We start from the raw sequence: 14,949 nt of genomic DNA, 5'->3' as shown, positions 1-14,949 counted from the left end.
ACGCGATGCGCGGCATCAGCTCAGCAGCACGATGCCGCCGGGCAGGTTGCGCAGCCTCGCGCCATACAGCTCGCGGATCATCACCGGCGCGTTGTCGATGCTGCGCAGCGCCACCTGCATCCGCACCGGCGTGCGGGCCAGCCCCTCGTTGCGCAGGATGATCCGGCCGGGGCGATAGCGGTTGATCTCGGCGATCACCTCGGCCAGCGGCGTCTGGTCGAAGGACAGCGTGCCGCTGCGCCAGGTGCTCACGCGCGCCAGGTCGGCGCGCTCTGTTTCCTGCATGCCCGCACGGTCGTAGACCAACTGGCGACCGGCTTCGAGCGAGCGCTGCTGCCCGGCCACCGACACCGACACGCGGCCATCGAGGCAGGTCACGCAGACCTGCGGGCCGGTGTAGCGCACGTTGATGCGCGCGGTGCGCGCCTGCATGCGGCCACCGCCGGCCTCGATGAAGAAATCGTCGGGGCCCTTCGCCTGGATCTCGGCTTCGCCGCTCACCAGCTCCATGCCGCCGCTCTCGGCACCGGCCTTGCGGTTGATGAGCGTCTGCGTGTTCATGCTGATGTTGACGCTCTGGCCGAGCGCCACCTGACGCTGCTCGCCGGTGGCGGTGCGGTAGTCGGCCGTCAGCTCGCCGACCGAAGGCCACAACCCGAGCGGTGGCTCGACCATCAGCACGCCAGCGGCCACCGAGGCCGCGACCGCACCGCCAAAGAAGGCGCGGCGACCGGGCGAATGCAGCGCCTGCGACAGCCCGTTGATGGAAGGCCATGCCAATGAGAAGGCGCCGGCGCGCGAAGCCTGGCGCCGTGCTTCCTCGGCCAGCAGCGGATCGAGTGCGGTCCAGGTGCGCATCACGTCGCGCCAGGCCTGGGCGTGTTCCTTGCTGCGCGTGGCCCATTGCCGGAATGCCTGGGCATCGGCGCGGGTCGCCTGGCCCGAATGCAGCCGCACCCACCAGGCGTCGGCCTGGCGGCGAAGCATGCCGGGTTCGGTTTCAGGGGAAGACATGATGGCGATCATCAGTATTTTCTCGCACCGGCATAGTGGCCGCGTTGCGCCGCCTCGACATTCGGCAGGTGCTTCTTGCAGAACTCCAGCGCCGCGCGAAGTTCCTTCTCGACCGTACTCACCGACACATCGAGGTGCCTGGCGATCTCGCTGTTGAGCTGGCCCTCGACCCGCGCCGCCACCAGGATCGCGCGGCGTCGCGCCGGCATGCGGTTGAGCACCTGGCTCAGCGCCTGCACGTCGCTGCGTGCACTCGCAACGCGCTCGGGGTCGGTGGCCTCGTCGACGATGTGCACCAGCTCGGCGATCTCGCCGCGCACCAGCAGCACGTTGTCCTGGCGGTACTGGTCGGTCGCGATGTTGGCGGCCATGCGCAGCAGGTAGGCGTCGGGGTTGTGCACGGTGGCGCCCTCGCCCATCGCGGCCAGCCGCAGCCAGGTTTCCTGCATGGCATCGGCAGCGTCGTCGCGCGAACCGACGATGCGTTCGAGCTTGCCGCGCAGCTCGGTATAGCGCGCGACCATGCGCGCGCGCAGCGAGGACGAAAGGTTGTCGTTCATGGTGCGCGCACGGTGGTGCTGCCGCAGTCCGATTCCGCGCCCGGCCCTTCGGGCAGCAGCAGGATCACCAGCGGCTGCGGCAGCGAAGGCGGCGGCGGCACACCGACCGCGAGGCCGCGCACCTTGCGCTGGACCGCCGCATCGCGCGCCGACTCGCCGGTCGTGCTCAGCAGCCGGAAGCGCTCCACCGCGCCTTGCGCATCCAGGCGCAACTGAAGCGCGAGCCGATAGCCACCGGGCCGTGTCTGCGCCGATTCGCACAGGCTGCCGCGCAGCGCCTGCTGCACCTGGGCGGCATACGAGCGGTGCGCGGCGTCTCCCGTGCTGAAGCCCGACTCCTCGATGGCCATTGCCTCGCCTCCCGCCGCGCGCGTCGCGACGCCGGGCGTGCGCGCCGCACGGATCACGATCGAGCCTGCGTTCGCGTAGCGCGCCTCCAGACCAGTTCCTGACAGCATTGCCTCCAGTGCCTCCATTGCAGTCAGCGTGCCCCGCACCGCGCTCGAAGAACGCTGCGCCTGCTCGCCATCGATCAAGATGTCCAGCCCCGTCGCCTTGCTGAAGGCCTCGATGGCATCGCCCAGACGCTGGGCCGTGATGTCGAATTCGATCTGCGCCACCGGCGCCGCCTGCAAGGCCGGCACCGAAGGCTGTTGTTGTTCTTGCGGCTGGGCATGTACGCCGCGCACGGCGAACAACGCGGCCGCACCGGCCAGACACCACGTCAGTGCCAGCACACTGACCGATGCCGAATTCGCTGCCATACCGTGTTGACGCACATGTTCCTGAGTTGCCGCGTCTGCCAGACCGCACACCCGGGTGTGCCCTACACACCGGGGTTACGTTAGTCCGGCGTAGTGACGTTCCCATGACATTCGTTACACACATGTGTGCTTATGTCATTCAGTTCTGCAGCGGCCGCCCGATGCCGTTGCAGACGTTGACGTTGCCGATGCCCAGCGGGTTGTTGATGTCCAGGAAGGTGTTCGCAATGGCCGTCCGCCACGCAGCCGGCAGCGCGATCAGGCCGTCGCCGAAGCTCGTGGTGCCGTAGAAGCCGGCCAGGAAACTCCGGAGCTTCGTCTGTACCGCCAGGTCGCGATAGCACTGGCCCAGCAGCAACTGGGTAGTACCGAAGATCGGATAGGTGGCGCCGGCGCCCGTGGCCGGCACCGGCTTCGCATAGGGCGGCACCCACGCGAGCAGGTTGCCCGCGGCGGCAGTGCCCACGCCCGGCAGTGCCTGGACCGCGAGCGCCGCCTGGATCGATGTCGCGACCGGCAGCAGGCCGTTGACCTTCGCGACGACCGCGTTGCTGGTGCCCGTGAAGACCGCATCCGGCGTCAGGTAGCCGATGCGCCCATCGGTGCCGAACGATGCAGCCATCGCGCTGTCGCCGGCCGCGCCGACCCAGTGCGAGGGAATGAGGCCGCCCGCAACCGCGCCGGCCACCACGGCCGCGAAATTGCCCGACACCGCGAAGCCCGCACCCGGACAGGCCGCGACCAGATAGCGGCTCAGCCATTCGGTGGCGCCACTGCCGTCGGTGCGATAGACCAGCTTGATCGTGCTGGTGTCGCTGGTGCCGAGCACCTGGCCCCAGGTCATGCCGCCCGCTCTGTGGGAGAAAACGGCGCACATCTGCGCGTCGGACAGATCGAGGTTGCTGATGCCGGCGCGCTTGTAGGGAACCAGCACCGGCACGGCGAGCGCGGGCATCTGGACCATGCGGCCCCAGGCCGCCAGGTGGGCGACGTTGTTGTTCGAGACTTCCGGTGCGGTCAGCGTGAAATCGCTGTCGGCGAAGTGCACCGATTGCGTGAGTGGCCAAGCGGGACGCGTGGCCAGCGACTCATTCCTGAAGGCCGTCGCATCGTTGTTGAAGAAAGCCGTCTTTCCGGCTGCGCTGCCAATGCCGGTGCAGCTGAAATAGGTAAAGCCCACGCCGCTGGGCATCAGCTGGTCGTAGGTGGCCTTGGGCAGCACCGAACCGCCACCGACGGCCATCTGCGCATGGGCCGTGGCGCACGCCAGCAGGCCCGCCACCCCTGTCGCGGCCGCGCACACGAACGCAGCCATCTTGTGCTTTGCACGCATGGAAGCTCCTTGGGTCGCATGGACAGGAAAAAGCCTCGAGGGCCAGGGTCGCACCGCATGCGGCACAACCCGTCGCCTCGAGGCGGGTCCGGAACCCGGTGCACCGTGGTGCGTCAGGTTCAGGCGAGCGGCTACCGCTCGACCCGTCGCTTACGGACGGCCGATGCCGTTGCAGACGTTGGTGTTGCCAATGCCCAGGTTGCTGCTCGCCGTCAGGAAGTTGTTGGTGATCGCGGTCTTCCAGGCAGCCGGGACGTTGACGAAGTTGTGCGGCTCGACGTCGGTGTCATACAGGCGCGTCAGGAAGTCCAGGACCTTGGCTTGTGCGCCGGCGTTCGCGTAGCACTGGTTCACCAGCAGGTTGGTCGTGCCGAAGATCGGGTAGACCGAACCCGTACCGGTGGCCGGGGTCGGCTTCACGTACGCGGGAACCCAGTTCAGCGGCTTGGTGGCATCGCCGGTCAGCGGCAGCGATTGCGCGCCGAGAGCCGTCTGGATCGAGGCGGCGGTCGGCAGGTTGCCGTTGACGCGGGCAACGACTGCGTTGCTGCTGCCCGTGTAGGCCGGATCGGGGCTCAGGTAGCCGAGGCGGCTGTCGGTGGTCAGGGCGGCTTTCACGCCGTCGCTGCCCGTCGCGCCGACCCAGTGAGCGGGAATCGTGCCGCCCGTGAGCGCGGTGCCGACCACGGTCGCGAAGCTGTTCGAGATCGTGAAGTTGGAGGTGGGGCAAGCGGCCTTCAGATAGCGGCTCAGCAGCTCGGTGGTGCCGCTGGTTTCGGTGCGATAGATCACCTTGACGGTCGTGGTGTCGCTGGTGCCGCGCAGTTGGCCCCAGGTCTGGCCGCCGGTCTTGTTCGAGAAGACGGCGCACATCTGTGCGTCGGTCAGGTTGAGGTTGGCGATGCCTGAACGCTTGTAGGGAACCAGCACTGCCGTGCCCACGCCGGTCACCTGGATCACCGGACCCCAGCCGCTGAGGTGGGCGGGGTTGTAGGCATCCAGCTCGGCCTGGGTCAGCGCGGAATCGCTGCCGGCGAAATGCACCGACTGGGTCGTCGGCCAGATCGGACGGGTCGATTGGCTCTCGTCACGGAACTCGCTGCCGCTCGTGGCTTGCGGGTTGTTGTTCAGGAATGCCTTCTTGCCGGCGCCGCTGCCCGTGCCGGTGTAGGTGTAGTCCGTGAGGCCCACGCCGCTGGGGAGAAGATCCTTGTACAGGGCCTCGGGCAAGGTTGCGCCACCGCCAACAGCGGTCTGCGCCGACACGGCACCGGCAGCCATCAAACCCGCCATCATCACGGCCGACAGGGCGACCGTCTTGAACTTTGCATTCATGGAAACTCCTTTGAATGGACCAAAAGAAATGAGCTACCAAGGACAGGCGTTGTTTGTGTGGTTCGCCTGCCCTTTCGCTTCCTGCGTCGCCCCTCTGGCGACGCCTTTGATCTTGCTTTTGGGAGGTGACAACAGCCCGAAAAAAGCTCGGGAACACCGCGCTGAAAGCTCCCGGATTCATCGCGCTTTTTTCGCGCGATGCTCCCGAAGATTCAATGCACCATCTGGTTGATTTCCATGATCGGCATGAGCACGGCGAGCACGATCAGCATGACCACGCCGCCCATCGCAAGGATCATCACGGGCTCCAGCAAGGTGGTCAGGCGCATCGCGCGGCGCTCCAGGTCACGGGAGAGGTTCAGCGCGGCACGCTCGAACATGGCCGCGAGCGCACCCGTCTTCTCGCCGCTGGCCACCAGGTGCACGAGGTTCGACGGAAAAATCTTTTGCGCCTTCAGTGCCGCCGCGAGCGGCGTGCCCTCTTTCACGCGGCCGGTGGCTTCGAGCACGCAGCGCTTGAGCCATTCGTTCACCAAGGTCTGCCGCGCGGCCTCGAGTGCGCGCAGCAACGGCACGCCAGCATCCATGAGGATCGACAGCGTGGACGCGAAGCGCGCGGTGTCCACGCCCAGTGCATAGCGCCCCACCATCGGCATGCGCAATATCAAACCGTGCCAGCGCAATCGCCGCCCCGCATCGCGCAGCGACGCGCGAGCCAGCACCCATGCGCCCACGATCAGCCCGGCAGTGAGCCAGCCCCATTCGCGCACGAAGGCGCTCGCGGCCAGCATGAAGCGGGTGATGGCCGGCAGCTCTTGCCTCGCCTGGGCAAAGGCGCCGATGACCTGCGGCACCACATACCCCAGCAGGAACACGACGATGCACAGCGACACGAAGCCGACGATGGCCGGGTAGATGAAAGCGGTGAGCACCTTGCCGCGCAGGTTGTCGCGGTTCTCCAGGTAGTCGGCCAGCCGCTCCATCACGCGTGCGAGATCGCCCGAGTCTTCGCCCGCGCTCACCAGTGCGCGGTATATCTGCGGAAAGTCGCGCGGCCGCTCGCCCAGCGCATCGGCCAGTCGCATGCCGGCGCGCACGCTGTCGCACACGGCGCTCAATGAGTCGGCCATGTGCTTGCGCTCGGCCTGCTCGATGGTCGCGACCAATGCGGCTTCCAGCGGCAGGCGCGCGCCCAGCAGGCTCGACAGTTCGCGCGTGGCCCAGCACAGGTCGGCCGCGCCGAGCTTGGGGCTCAGCCATGCGAGCGCACCGCCGCTGGCCGCCTTCTCGCGGATGTCCAGCGGCGTGAGGCCGCGCTCGCGCAGTTGCGCACGCACCGACCGCGCGGACTCGCCCTCGGTGGTGCCGCGCTGGATCTCGCCGCCGGCAGTGGCGGCCTCGAACTCGAAACGTGCCATGTCGTGCAGCCTCCTCAGGCGTCGCGCGTCACGCGCAGGATCTCCTCGGCGGTGGTGATGCCTTCGCGCACCCAGCGCTGCCCGTCTTCGCGCATGGAGCGCATGCCGTGCCGCACCGCCGCGGCGCGCATGGCCTGTTCGTCGCCGCCTTCGTGGATCAGGCGCCGGATGTCTTCATGCACCACGAACAGTTCGTGGATGCCGGTGCGCCCCTTGAAGCCCGAATGTCCGCAGGCCGGGCAGCCCACCGGCACCCAGGCCACGCTGCCGTCGGGTTTGGTCTGCTGCACCTTGCATGCGGGGCACAGGCAGCGCACCAGCCGCTGCGCGAGCACGCCCAGCAGCGAAGAGGACAGCAGGAAGGGCTCGATGCCCATGTCGCTCATGCGGGTGACGGCGGAGACGGCATCGTTGGTGTGCAGCGAGGCCAGCACGCCATGCCCGGTGAGCGAGGACTGCACCGCGATCTGCGCGGTCTCCAGGTCGCGGATCTCGCCGATCATGATGTTGTCCGGGTCTTGCCGCAGCGCCGCGCGCAAGGCCGCGCCGAAGGTCATGCCGATCTTGCTGTGCACGGGAATCTGGCCGATGCCCGACAGGTCGTATTCGACCGGGTCTTCGACGGTGAGGATGTTGCTGGTGCTCAGGTCGAGCTGCCCCAGCGCCGCATACAGCGTGGTGGTCTTGCCGCTGCCGGTGGGGCCGGTCACGAGCACGATGCCGTGCGGCTGGCGCACCAGCCGCGTGAGTTCGGCCAGCGTGTCGGGCGCCATGCCCAGGCGTTCGAGCCGCAGGCGGCCGGCATCTTTTTCGAGCAGGCGCAGCACGGCGCGCTCGCCGTGCGCGGTCGGTACGGTGGACACGCGCACGTCGATCGGACGGCCGCCCACACGCAGCGTGATGCGCCCGTCTTGCGGCAGGCGCTTTTCGGCGATGTCGAGCTGCGACATGATCTTGATGCGCGAGATCAGCGCCGCATGCAGCGCCTTGCGCGGCGCCACCACGTCGCGCAGCGTGCCGTCGACGCGGTAGCGCACCACTGAATGGGTCTCGAAGGATTCGAGGTGCACGTCGCTGGCGCCATCGCGCGCGGCCTGGGCCAGCAGCGCGTTGATCATGCGGATGACGGGCGCGTCGTCCTGCGCGTCGAGCAGGTCGGTGACGGCGGGAATGTCCTGCATCAGGCGGTCGAGGTCGACCTGCTGCTCCACCGCGCCGACCACCGATGCGGCGTCGTCGGCATCGGCATAGCTGTTGCCCAACAGCGCGTCCATCTCCTGCGGGCCGACCTGGCGCAGCGGCAGTTCGCCCAGCAGCAGGCGCGCCTCGACGATGGCCCAGCCCGGCGTGCGCTGGCACACGAGGAGCGTCGGCACGCCGCCATCGTCGTGCTGCACGATGAGGCGCTGGCTGCGCGCCCACGCATGCGGCAGCGTGGTGGCTTGCAACACAGCGCTCATGGCGCCACCACCATCTCCGGCCGGTAGCCGAGTTCGCGCAGCACGGTGATGGCGTTGTCCACCGACTGCGGATCGCGCGGAACGTCTGCGCGCACCATGTTGCCCTCCCCGCCCGGCCCGCCCACGATGTAGGCGCCAATGCCGCTGATGCGCACCCGCTTGACGATGCGCACCGCATCCTGTTCGTCCTTGGCGTCGGCGATCTGCACCACGGCGAGCTTGTCGTTGGCGCCTCCATAGAGCGCGGCGGGGTCCGAATCCACCGTCACGCCCCGAGGCAGCTGCGAGCGCGTCACCGGTGGCGGCGGGGCCAGTTCCGCCGGCATCTGCCGCGTCTGGCTGGCCGACGCGGTGGGCGGCGGTGCCTGCTCGCGTGTGCGCTCCCAGTTCTGCGGACGCAGGTCGACCTCGGGTGTGCGGCCTGCCGTGGGCACGTCCGACGGGGGCAAGGCGGGTCCGCCGAGATCGGGCAGCAGGCCGTGGGGCATCGGCCGCGAGCGTCCCTGCCGCGCGCGCATGAAGTTGTAGCGGTCGAGCGTGAGGTTGCGGCTCGCGTCGGCATCGCGAATCACGTAGGGCCGCAGGAAGATCATCAGGTTGGTCTTGACCCGCTGGCGCTTGTCGTAGCGAAACAGGTTGCCCAGCACCGGCAGCGAGCCCAAGCCCGGCACGGCGTCGGTGCCGTTGGTGACGTTGTCCTCCATCAGCCCACCGAGCACCATGATCTGGCCGTCGTCGACCAGGATGCTGGTGTCGAGCGCCCGCTTGTTCGTGACGATGCCGCTGGCCGCGCTGGATGCCTGGTCGTCGATGCTCGAGACCTCCTGGTAGATGTCGAGCTTGACCGTGCCGCCTTCGGAAATCTGCGGCCTGATGTTCAGCTTCAGGCCGATGTCCTCGCGCTGGATGGTCTGGAAGGGGTTGGTGCTGCTGTTGCCGTTGGTGATGTATTGACCGCTCACGAAGGGCACGGTCTTGCCCACCATGATCGAGGCCGCTTCGTTGTCCAGCGTGAGGATGTTGGGCGTCGACAGGATGTTGGCGCCGCCCTTGGTCTGCAGCGCGCGCGCCAGCAGCTTGAGGTTGAGGATCTCGCCCACGCCCGGCAGGTTGACGGTGCCGTCGACGATGCCGATGTTCAGGCCGCGCGGCATGGCCTCGATGGTGTTGCGCGCGTTCGGGTTGAGCGTGGCGCCGCCGAAATTCGTGCCTGCGCGCACCCCACGCCCGTTGCCGCCGCCGGCCATCCACTGAATGCCCAGCTCCGAAGCATCGGTCTCGGTCACTTCGACGATCAGGCTTTCGACCAGCACCTGCGCGCGCCGCTGGTCCAGCGTGTCGATCACGCGGCGCAGGCTGCGGTACATGGGCTCGGGCGCGGCAATGATCAGCGTGTTGGTGGAGGCGTCGGCCTGCACGGTGACGCCGCCGGCCGAGAAGGCGGCGGAGCCGCTGCCACCACCCGCTGCGCCGGTCTGGCTGCCGGAGCCACCCGCGCCGCTGACGCCGCGCAGGCCGCCACCCGTCGAGCTGCTGCTGCCGCTGCTGCCGGTCGTGCCACTTGCACCGCCGGTGCTCCGGCTTGCGGCGCTGCTGTTTGCGGCGCCATTGCCCGCACCGTTCGCGCCCCCGGCACCGCCGAGCATGCCGCCCGCGCCCAGCGCCGCGCGCACCGAACCGCTGCCGCTGGTGGCCGGGTCCGGCGACTCACCCGTGAGCAGCCCGCGCAGCACGCCCGACAGATGCACCGCCTGCGCATTGCGCAGATAGACCACGTGCAGGTTGCCCGGATCGCTCTGCACGCTTTCGAGCTTGGCGACCAACTCGCGGGCCAGTGAGGTTCGCCCCGGGCTGCTGGAGCGGATGACGATGCTGTTGGAGCGCGGATCGGCCAGCACCACGATGTCGCGCTTGCCCTTGTCGCCGCTGCCTTCCAGCAGTTCGGTGGCGAGCCCGGCGATGTCCACCGCCACGCCGTTCTTCAGCTTGATGACTTCCGAGTCCAGCGAGGTCGGCGTGTCGATGCTCTCGATGATGCGGGCCAGCCGTTCGAGGTTGTCGATGTAGTCGGTCACCACCAGCGTGTTGTTGGCCTGGTAGGCAGTGATGGTGTTCTCGGCCGCAATCAGCGGCTTGAGCACCGGCACCATCGCCTCGGCGTTCTCGTAGTTCAGCCGGAAGGTGCGCGTGGCCAGCCCGCCGCCGGGGTTGCGCGTGTTGACCGAACCGCCCTGCATCTTGGCGTCCGCCACGGGCACGACGCGGCTGACCTCGCCCACGTCGACGATCGCAAAGCCGCGCATGCGCAGCGCCGATGCCAGCATGCCGTAGGCCGTGGCCGCAGGCACCTCGCCTTCGGAGACCAGCGTGATCTGCCCTTTCACGCGCGGGTCGAACAGGAAGTTGCGGCCCAGGAACCGGGCCAGCGCCGAGACCACGGAGGTGATGTCCGCATCGATGAAGTTCAGGACCACCTTCTCGTCCTTGCCGCTGCGGGCGGGTTGCGGCGCGGGTGCGCGGTCCGCGACACGGGCCGCGGGCGCAGGTGCGCTGGTTGTCGCGCCGGCCGCACTCAACGGCAAGGCTGCCATGCCGATGCAACAGGCCACGGTCCATCGGCGCATTACTGCGCCCTTCAGCTCTCGTATCACGGGCCATCCTTGTAGAGTGCGGTGGACTGCAGGTCCACCACGCCGCGCACATGCCCTTGCGGGCCGGCGGCAGGGTCTGCGGCGGCGCCGTCCGTGCGGTCGAGCACAGCGCCGATGAGTTCGATGTCGGTGCGGGCAGACACTGCCCGCAACCAGGGGAAGAGTCTTGCGGCGGCAACGGGCTTGACGAACTCGATCCGCCATGCCTTTGCTGGTGGCGCCTTGCCGGTGGTTGGGGGTGCATCGGCCACGATCACATCGATGCGGTAGAGACCTTGCAGGCCCACGCGGTCCAGGCTGGCCTGCGGCGACTCGCTTGCGCCGGCAACAGGTTGCGCGGTGGGCACATCCGAGAGCACCTGATCGAGTTCGGCGGATTGCGCGCGCAGTTTTGGCAGGTCGTGCTGCCAGCGCGTGATGTTCTCCAGCGCCGGCTTCGCGAAGGCCAGCCACAGCACGGCGAGCGTCATCACGAGGGCTGCGCCGCCGACGGCGAGACGGTCGCGTGCTGACAACGCTTGCCATCGGGTCGAGCCTTCCCTCATCCATTGCCGTGCCGGGGCCAGGCGACGAAGCATCGGGCGCAGGCGGTCTAGGATCACGGCGCGCCTTTCTTGACGGTGGCGCTGTCAGCCATGGGTGCGCTGCTTGCCACGGTCACGCGCATGCCATCCGTGTCGCTTTGAACGGCCAGCCCTTGTTCGGTGGCCTTCGCCTGCAGGGCGTGCCATGCCTCCGCACCCGGCGCGGCGCCCTCACGCCAGCGGACACGCAGCTCGCCCGCCGCATAGCGCAGCCCTTGCACCTGTCCGGGCGCGGTCTGCGCCAGCAAGCCCGCGGCCGCGCGCATGAGACCCGTGGCATCGCCGGAGACCGACGGCACCACGCCGGCCGCGATCGCCTCTTTCTGCTGCTTCGCCTGCTTCACCGGATCGACGACCACCGGCACTTCCGGAAAGGCCGCCTTCACGCGCGCCGCCATCTGGCGCTTCAGCGTCTGCCCTTGCGACGCCAGTTGGTTCGCGTAGACATTCAAGCCGGTCAGCCACACGGCAACGGCGACGACACCCCAGCCGACCGCTGGCCCGACCAGCGCTGCGCCAACTCCGCCAGACCCCGCGTTGCCCGCCGACAGCGCCCAGCGCCAGCCGTCGCCCGACCAGCCTTCGGCCGGATCGCCGTCACCGGCCCACTGCACGGCCGGGAGCGCCGCATCGCTGTCCGCTTGCGCTGCCGTGAGGCCAGCCGTGCGGTCCGTGCCTTCAGGCAGCCACTGCGTGAAACCGTGGCTCGGCCCGGTGCGGACCACGAGCCAGCGGTCGATCTGGCACGCGACCCAACCCTCCACCGGGCACGGCAGGAAGGCGGCGGGGAGTTGCAGCTCGCGCACCGCCAGCCCGTGTTTTCGCAGCAACGCGAGCCAGCCGTTCATTGCGTGGCGCGCGATCCATGCGGCGGGCACCACGCCGTCTGCCCCGCGCGGGCCGAAGCCGATCACAAGGCTGTCCAACGGCTGCAGCGCACAAGGCTCGATGGCGCCCCGCACCGCCGCCTGCAGGCGCCGGCCCGACAGCGGTGGCAGCGTGAACGCGGCCATCGGCACGTCGCCGGGATGCAGGGCAACTTCGAGCCGCCTCGCGCTGAAGTCTGCGGCGATGGCCGACAGCGTTTGCACGCCGCCATCGCGCCAGCGCCCATCGGGCTGGCGGTAGCCGCAGCGCACGGCAACATCGGGCGCATCGCAGCCCGTCCACGGCGGCAGCATCAGGCGCAGCAGGTCGACCTTCACACGCCCTCCCGCAGCCACACCACGCGCGGCAGCGAACGCTTGTCGTCATGCAGCAGGACCGTCAGCACGAACTTCGTGCGCACGGTGTCGAGCACGCTCGCCACGCGAAACCAGTTGCTGGTGATGCCTATGCGCAGCTCGGCCAGGTCTTGCTCCGGCATGCGCAGGCGCTGGGTGAAGTCGCCACGGTTGATGAACCACTGGCCCTTGTCGCGCGCCGCCAGCAAGGCGCGGGCGCGCTCCAGCGAAAGCCCCGGCACGCCAGAGGCCACGACTTCCGGGCTCGCGGTGTTCGAGTTGATCCAGGTGCGCTCAGGCAGCACGGTCACGAAGGGCGTCAGCCTTGCGAGCACGCTGGCGTCCACGCCGGGCACGGCCAGCAGGTCTTCCAGCGCGCGCAGCCGGGGCGCCTGTGCGGTGCGCGGCAGCTCCGCCGGCAGGCCGAGGCTTTCGGCGAGCTTGGCCGCCTGCGCGCGGACGGCGTCCGGCACGGTGCCGGACGATTGCACATCCGCGTCGCCCAGGCTCACGACCACGCGCCGCATGATCGACTGCGCCTGCGGCGCGGGCACGCCCACCAGCGCGCACAGGCGCGTGAACACCTCGGCCTCTTCGGGGTCGATGCGCCCCCGGTCCACCAGATTGCGCAGGTTGAACTTGCCCTGCTCGTCCGTGATCTCGCTGACCAGCCGCCCTCCATCCGCTGCCACCTGCCCCGAGCCCTGCCGCGAGAAAGACTGGTTCCACAGCCCGTCGAGCCGGGTGGTCGGCTCGCGCACCGCCTCGGCACGCAGCGTGCGCTGTGCCTGGCTCACTTCGCCACGCAGCAGCCACCGGGCCTGCGCGCGGAACTGCTCGCCCTGCGTGGTACGGATGAAGGCCGACTGCCGCCCCAGCAGGCTGGCCGCCAGCACCGCGATCACCGCGACGATCAGCAATGCGCTCACCACCGCCATGCCGCGCTCGTGTTCTCGCGCAGACGGACAGTCGCCCGCCTTCACGCCCCCCGGTTCGTGGGGCATGGCGCTACCAGGAGCCGATGTCGGCGTTGGCTTTCTCGCCGCCGGGCTCGCCATCGGCGCCCAGCGAAAACACGTCGATCTCGCCGTGGGTGCCCGGGTTCAGGTATTGGTAGGCATTGCCCCAGGGATCGGCGGGCAGGCGCTCCAGGTAGGTGCGCCAGTTGGCCGGCGGCTTGCCGGCGGTGGGTTTTTCGACCAGCGCGCGCAGGCCTTGCGCGCCGCTGGGGTAGCCGCCGTTGTCCAGACGATAGAGCTTCAGCGCCTGCATGATCGCGGCCACGTCCTGCCTGGCGGCGGTGGCGCGGGCCTGGTCGGGCCGGTCCATCAGGCTGGGCACGATGAGCGCGGCCAGCACCCCGATGATGACCAGCACCACCATCAGTTCGATGAGGGTAAAGCCGCGCTGCAGCGGGGAAACGGAGCGCCGACCTGCGCGACAACGGGTTGAACGTGCGGCCATCTTCCACTCCCGGAACAAAGGACATCAAGGGCTTTCACGCAGACGATCCTCGCAGCGCAGCATGTCAGTCAGATTGAAAATCCTCGGGAGTTCGGTGTCGGCGGTCGTCACGCGCGTTCATCACATCAGCCGCGGACATCCAGCCCCTGGAGGCCTTGGAGCCAAGGCTCCCCGGGAGAAGGAGTTCGGTTCGACTGAATTTGCCCTGGGCTCGGCACAGGGGATCGGCGTCGGCGAATGCGCCAACAGCCTTGCGGCGGGGCTGCGCTATCCCGCCGCCACGATCACATGCGCCTGAATCTTGCCGGCCACCGGGCCTTCGCCACTGCGGCTGGCGATGGCCTCCGTCGCGCGGTCCGTCGCGAGCTGAAGCAAGCTGGCGTCGCGCGCCTCGATTTCGTTGCGCAGCGGCGTTCCCTGGCAATAGGCAGTGGCCACCTCGCGTGCCGAGGGCGCGCGACTCATCTTCTCGCGCGTTTCGATCTCGATGTCGGTGAACCCTGCGCGGCTCAAATCCTCGCGGATCAGTGCGATATCGTGATAGCCGTGCGGCGTGCGGGCGAGGAATCGCGGAGGGTCGTGCGGAAACACCGCGGCGACGGCGTTGGTGACGTCGTCGGCAAAGGCGTTCTCTTCGATGCGGTCCCAGACATTGAAGACAAAGCGCCCGCCTGGCCTCAGCACGCGACGCGCCTCGGCGTAACCGGCGACCCGGTTGGGAAAAAACATCACGCCGAACTGGCAGCAGACGACGTCGAACGAGGCTGCTTCGAACGGCAGGGCCAGCGCGTCCGCCTGCCGCCACTCGATGCGGCTGTCGGATGCCTGCCGGGTGACGGCATAGTCGAGCATGGCCTGGTTGAGGTCGGTCACCACGTAGCGTGCGTCGGCGCCGAGTTTGGGCGCAAGCGCCCGCGTGACCACGCCGCTGCCGGCCGCCGTTTCAAGCACCGAGCCGGGCGAGAAGGCAGCGACAAGCTCCGCCAGGTCGATGGCATAGGCCTCGAAGATCAGGGGGACCATCAGCGTGTCGTAGAACTTCGGGATCGAGCCCGCGAACACCTTGTCGCTTGCAGCTATGAGATCTCCTTGAAAGCTCTGAACGGCGCCCTTGACCACCCATTCCAGAGCGGGCCTGGCCTC

13 protein-coding genes are annotated in these 14,949 nt (G+C 68.7%); all 13 read right to left on the bottom strand.

What is annotated here, in order from left to right; translation table 11 throughout:
• Positions 1-15: 15 nt before the first annotated feature.
• Positions 16-1,014, bottom strand: coding sequence for a FecR family protein (locus tag H7F35_RS28165; protein WP_187109811.1), 999 nt, complete (start codon positions 1,012-1,014; stop codon positions 16-18).
• A gap of 11 nt (positions 1,015-1,025) precedes the next feature.
• Entirely contained in the window at positions 1,026-1,574 is a 549-nt protein-coding gene (locus H7F35_RS28160) for an RNA polymerase sigma factor (protein WP_187109810.1), read from the bottom strand.
• Positions 1,571-2,338, bottom strand: coding sequence for an STN domain-containing protein (locus tag H7F35_RS28155; RefSeq protein WP_187109809.1), 768 nt, complete (start codon positions 2,336-2,338; stop codon positions 1,571-1,573). Before H7F35_RS28155 ends, H7F35_RS28160 begins: the two co-directional genes overlap by 4 nt.
• A gap of 139 nt (positions 2,339-2,477) precedes the next feature.
• On the bottom strand, positions 2,478-3,671 hold the full coding sequence (locus H7F35_RS28150) for a substrate-binding domain-containing protein (protein ID WP_187109808.1): 1,194 nt from the start codon (positions 3,669-3,671) through the stop codon (positions 2,478-2,480).
• Positions 3,672-3,821: 150 nt separating this feature from the next.
• Positions 3,822-5,006 carry a substrate-binding domain-containing protein gene (locus H7F35_RS28145; protein WP_187109807.1) on the bottom strand — a complete coding sequence of 395 codons (1,185 nt, stop codon included), beginning with the start codon at positions 5,004-5,006 and terminating at the stop codon, positions 3,822-3,824.
• Between the two features lie 212 nt (positions 5,007-5,218).
• Positions 5,219-6,424: a type II secretion system inner membrane protein GspF gene (gspF, locus tag H7F35_RS28140; protein ID WP_187109806.1), complete on the bottom strand. Its 1,206-nt coding sequence runs from the start codon at positions 6,422-6,424 to the stop codon at positions 5,219-5,221.
• 14 nt (positions 6,425-6,438) lie between these two features.
• Positions 6,439-7,884, bottom strand: a complete 1,446-nt coding sequence (gene gspE / locus H7F35_RS28135; RefSeq protein ID WP_187109805.1) for a type II secretion system ATPase GspE — start codon at positions 7,882-7,884, stop codon at positions 6,439-6,441.
• Positions 7,881-10,508, bottom strand: a complete 2,628-nt coding sequence (gene gspD / locus H7F35_RS28130) for a type II secretion system secretin GspD (RefSeq protein ID WP_187109804.1) — start codon at positions 10,506-10,508, stop codon at positions 7,881-7,883. The genes gspE and gspD overlap by 4 nt, the downstream gene beginning before the upstream one ends.
• A gap of 23 nt (positions 10,509-10,531) precedes the next feature.
• The gene (gene gspM, locus H7F35_RS28125; protein WP_187109803.1) at positions 10,532-11,113 is read right to left on the bottom strand and encodes a type II secretion system protein GspM; all 582 of its coding nucleotides are present in this window, start codon (positions 11,111-11,113) and stop codon (positions 10,532-10,534) included.
• A gap of 20 nt (positions 11,114-11,133) precedes the next feature.
• Complete coding sequence (gspL, locus tag H7F35_RS28120; RefSeq protein WP_187109802.1) at positions 11,134-12,324, bottom strand: type II secretion system protein GspL; 1,191 nt, start codon at positions 12,322-12,324, stop codon at positions 11,134-11,136.
• Positions 12,321-13,346: a type II secretion system minor pseudopilin GspK gene (gene gspK, locus H7F35_RS28115; protein ID WP_187109801.1), complete on the bottom strand. Its 1,026-nt coding sequence runs from the start codon at positions 13,344-13,346 to the stop codon at positions 12,321-12,323. The genes gspL and gspK overlap by 4 nt, the downstream gene beginning before the upstream one ends.
• Positions 13,347-13,350: 4 nt before the next feature.
• A complete protein-coding gene (gene gspG, locus H7F35_RS28110) occupies positions 13,351-13,806 on the bottom strand; it encodes a type II secretion system major pseudopilin GspG (RefSeq protein WP_187109800.1) in 456 nt (151 codons plus the stop codon).
• Positions 13,807-14,073: 267 nt separating this feature from the next.
• A complete protein-coding gene (locus H7F35_RS28105; protein WP_187114438.1) occupies positions 14,074-14,886 on the bottom strand; it encodes a class I SAM-dependent methyltransferase in 813 nt (270 codons plus the stop codon).
• Positions 14,887-14,949: the final 63 nt, after the last annotated feature.

This window comes from Variovorax sp. PAMC26660 (genome assembly GCF_014302995.1).
Classification (GTDB): Bacteria; Pseudomonadota; Gammaproteobacteria; order Burkholderiales; family Burkholderiaceae_C; genus Variovorax.
This window is presented reverse-complemented; position numbering and strand designations above follow the sequence as displayed.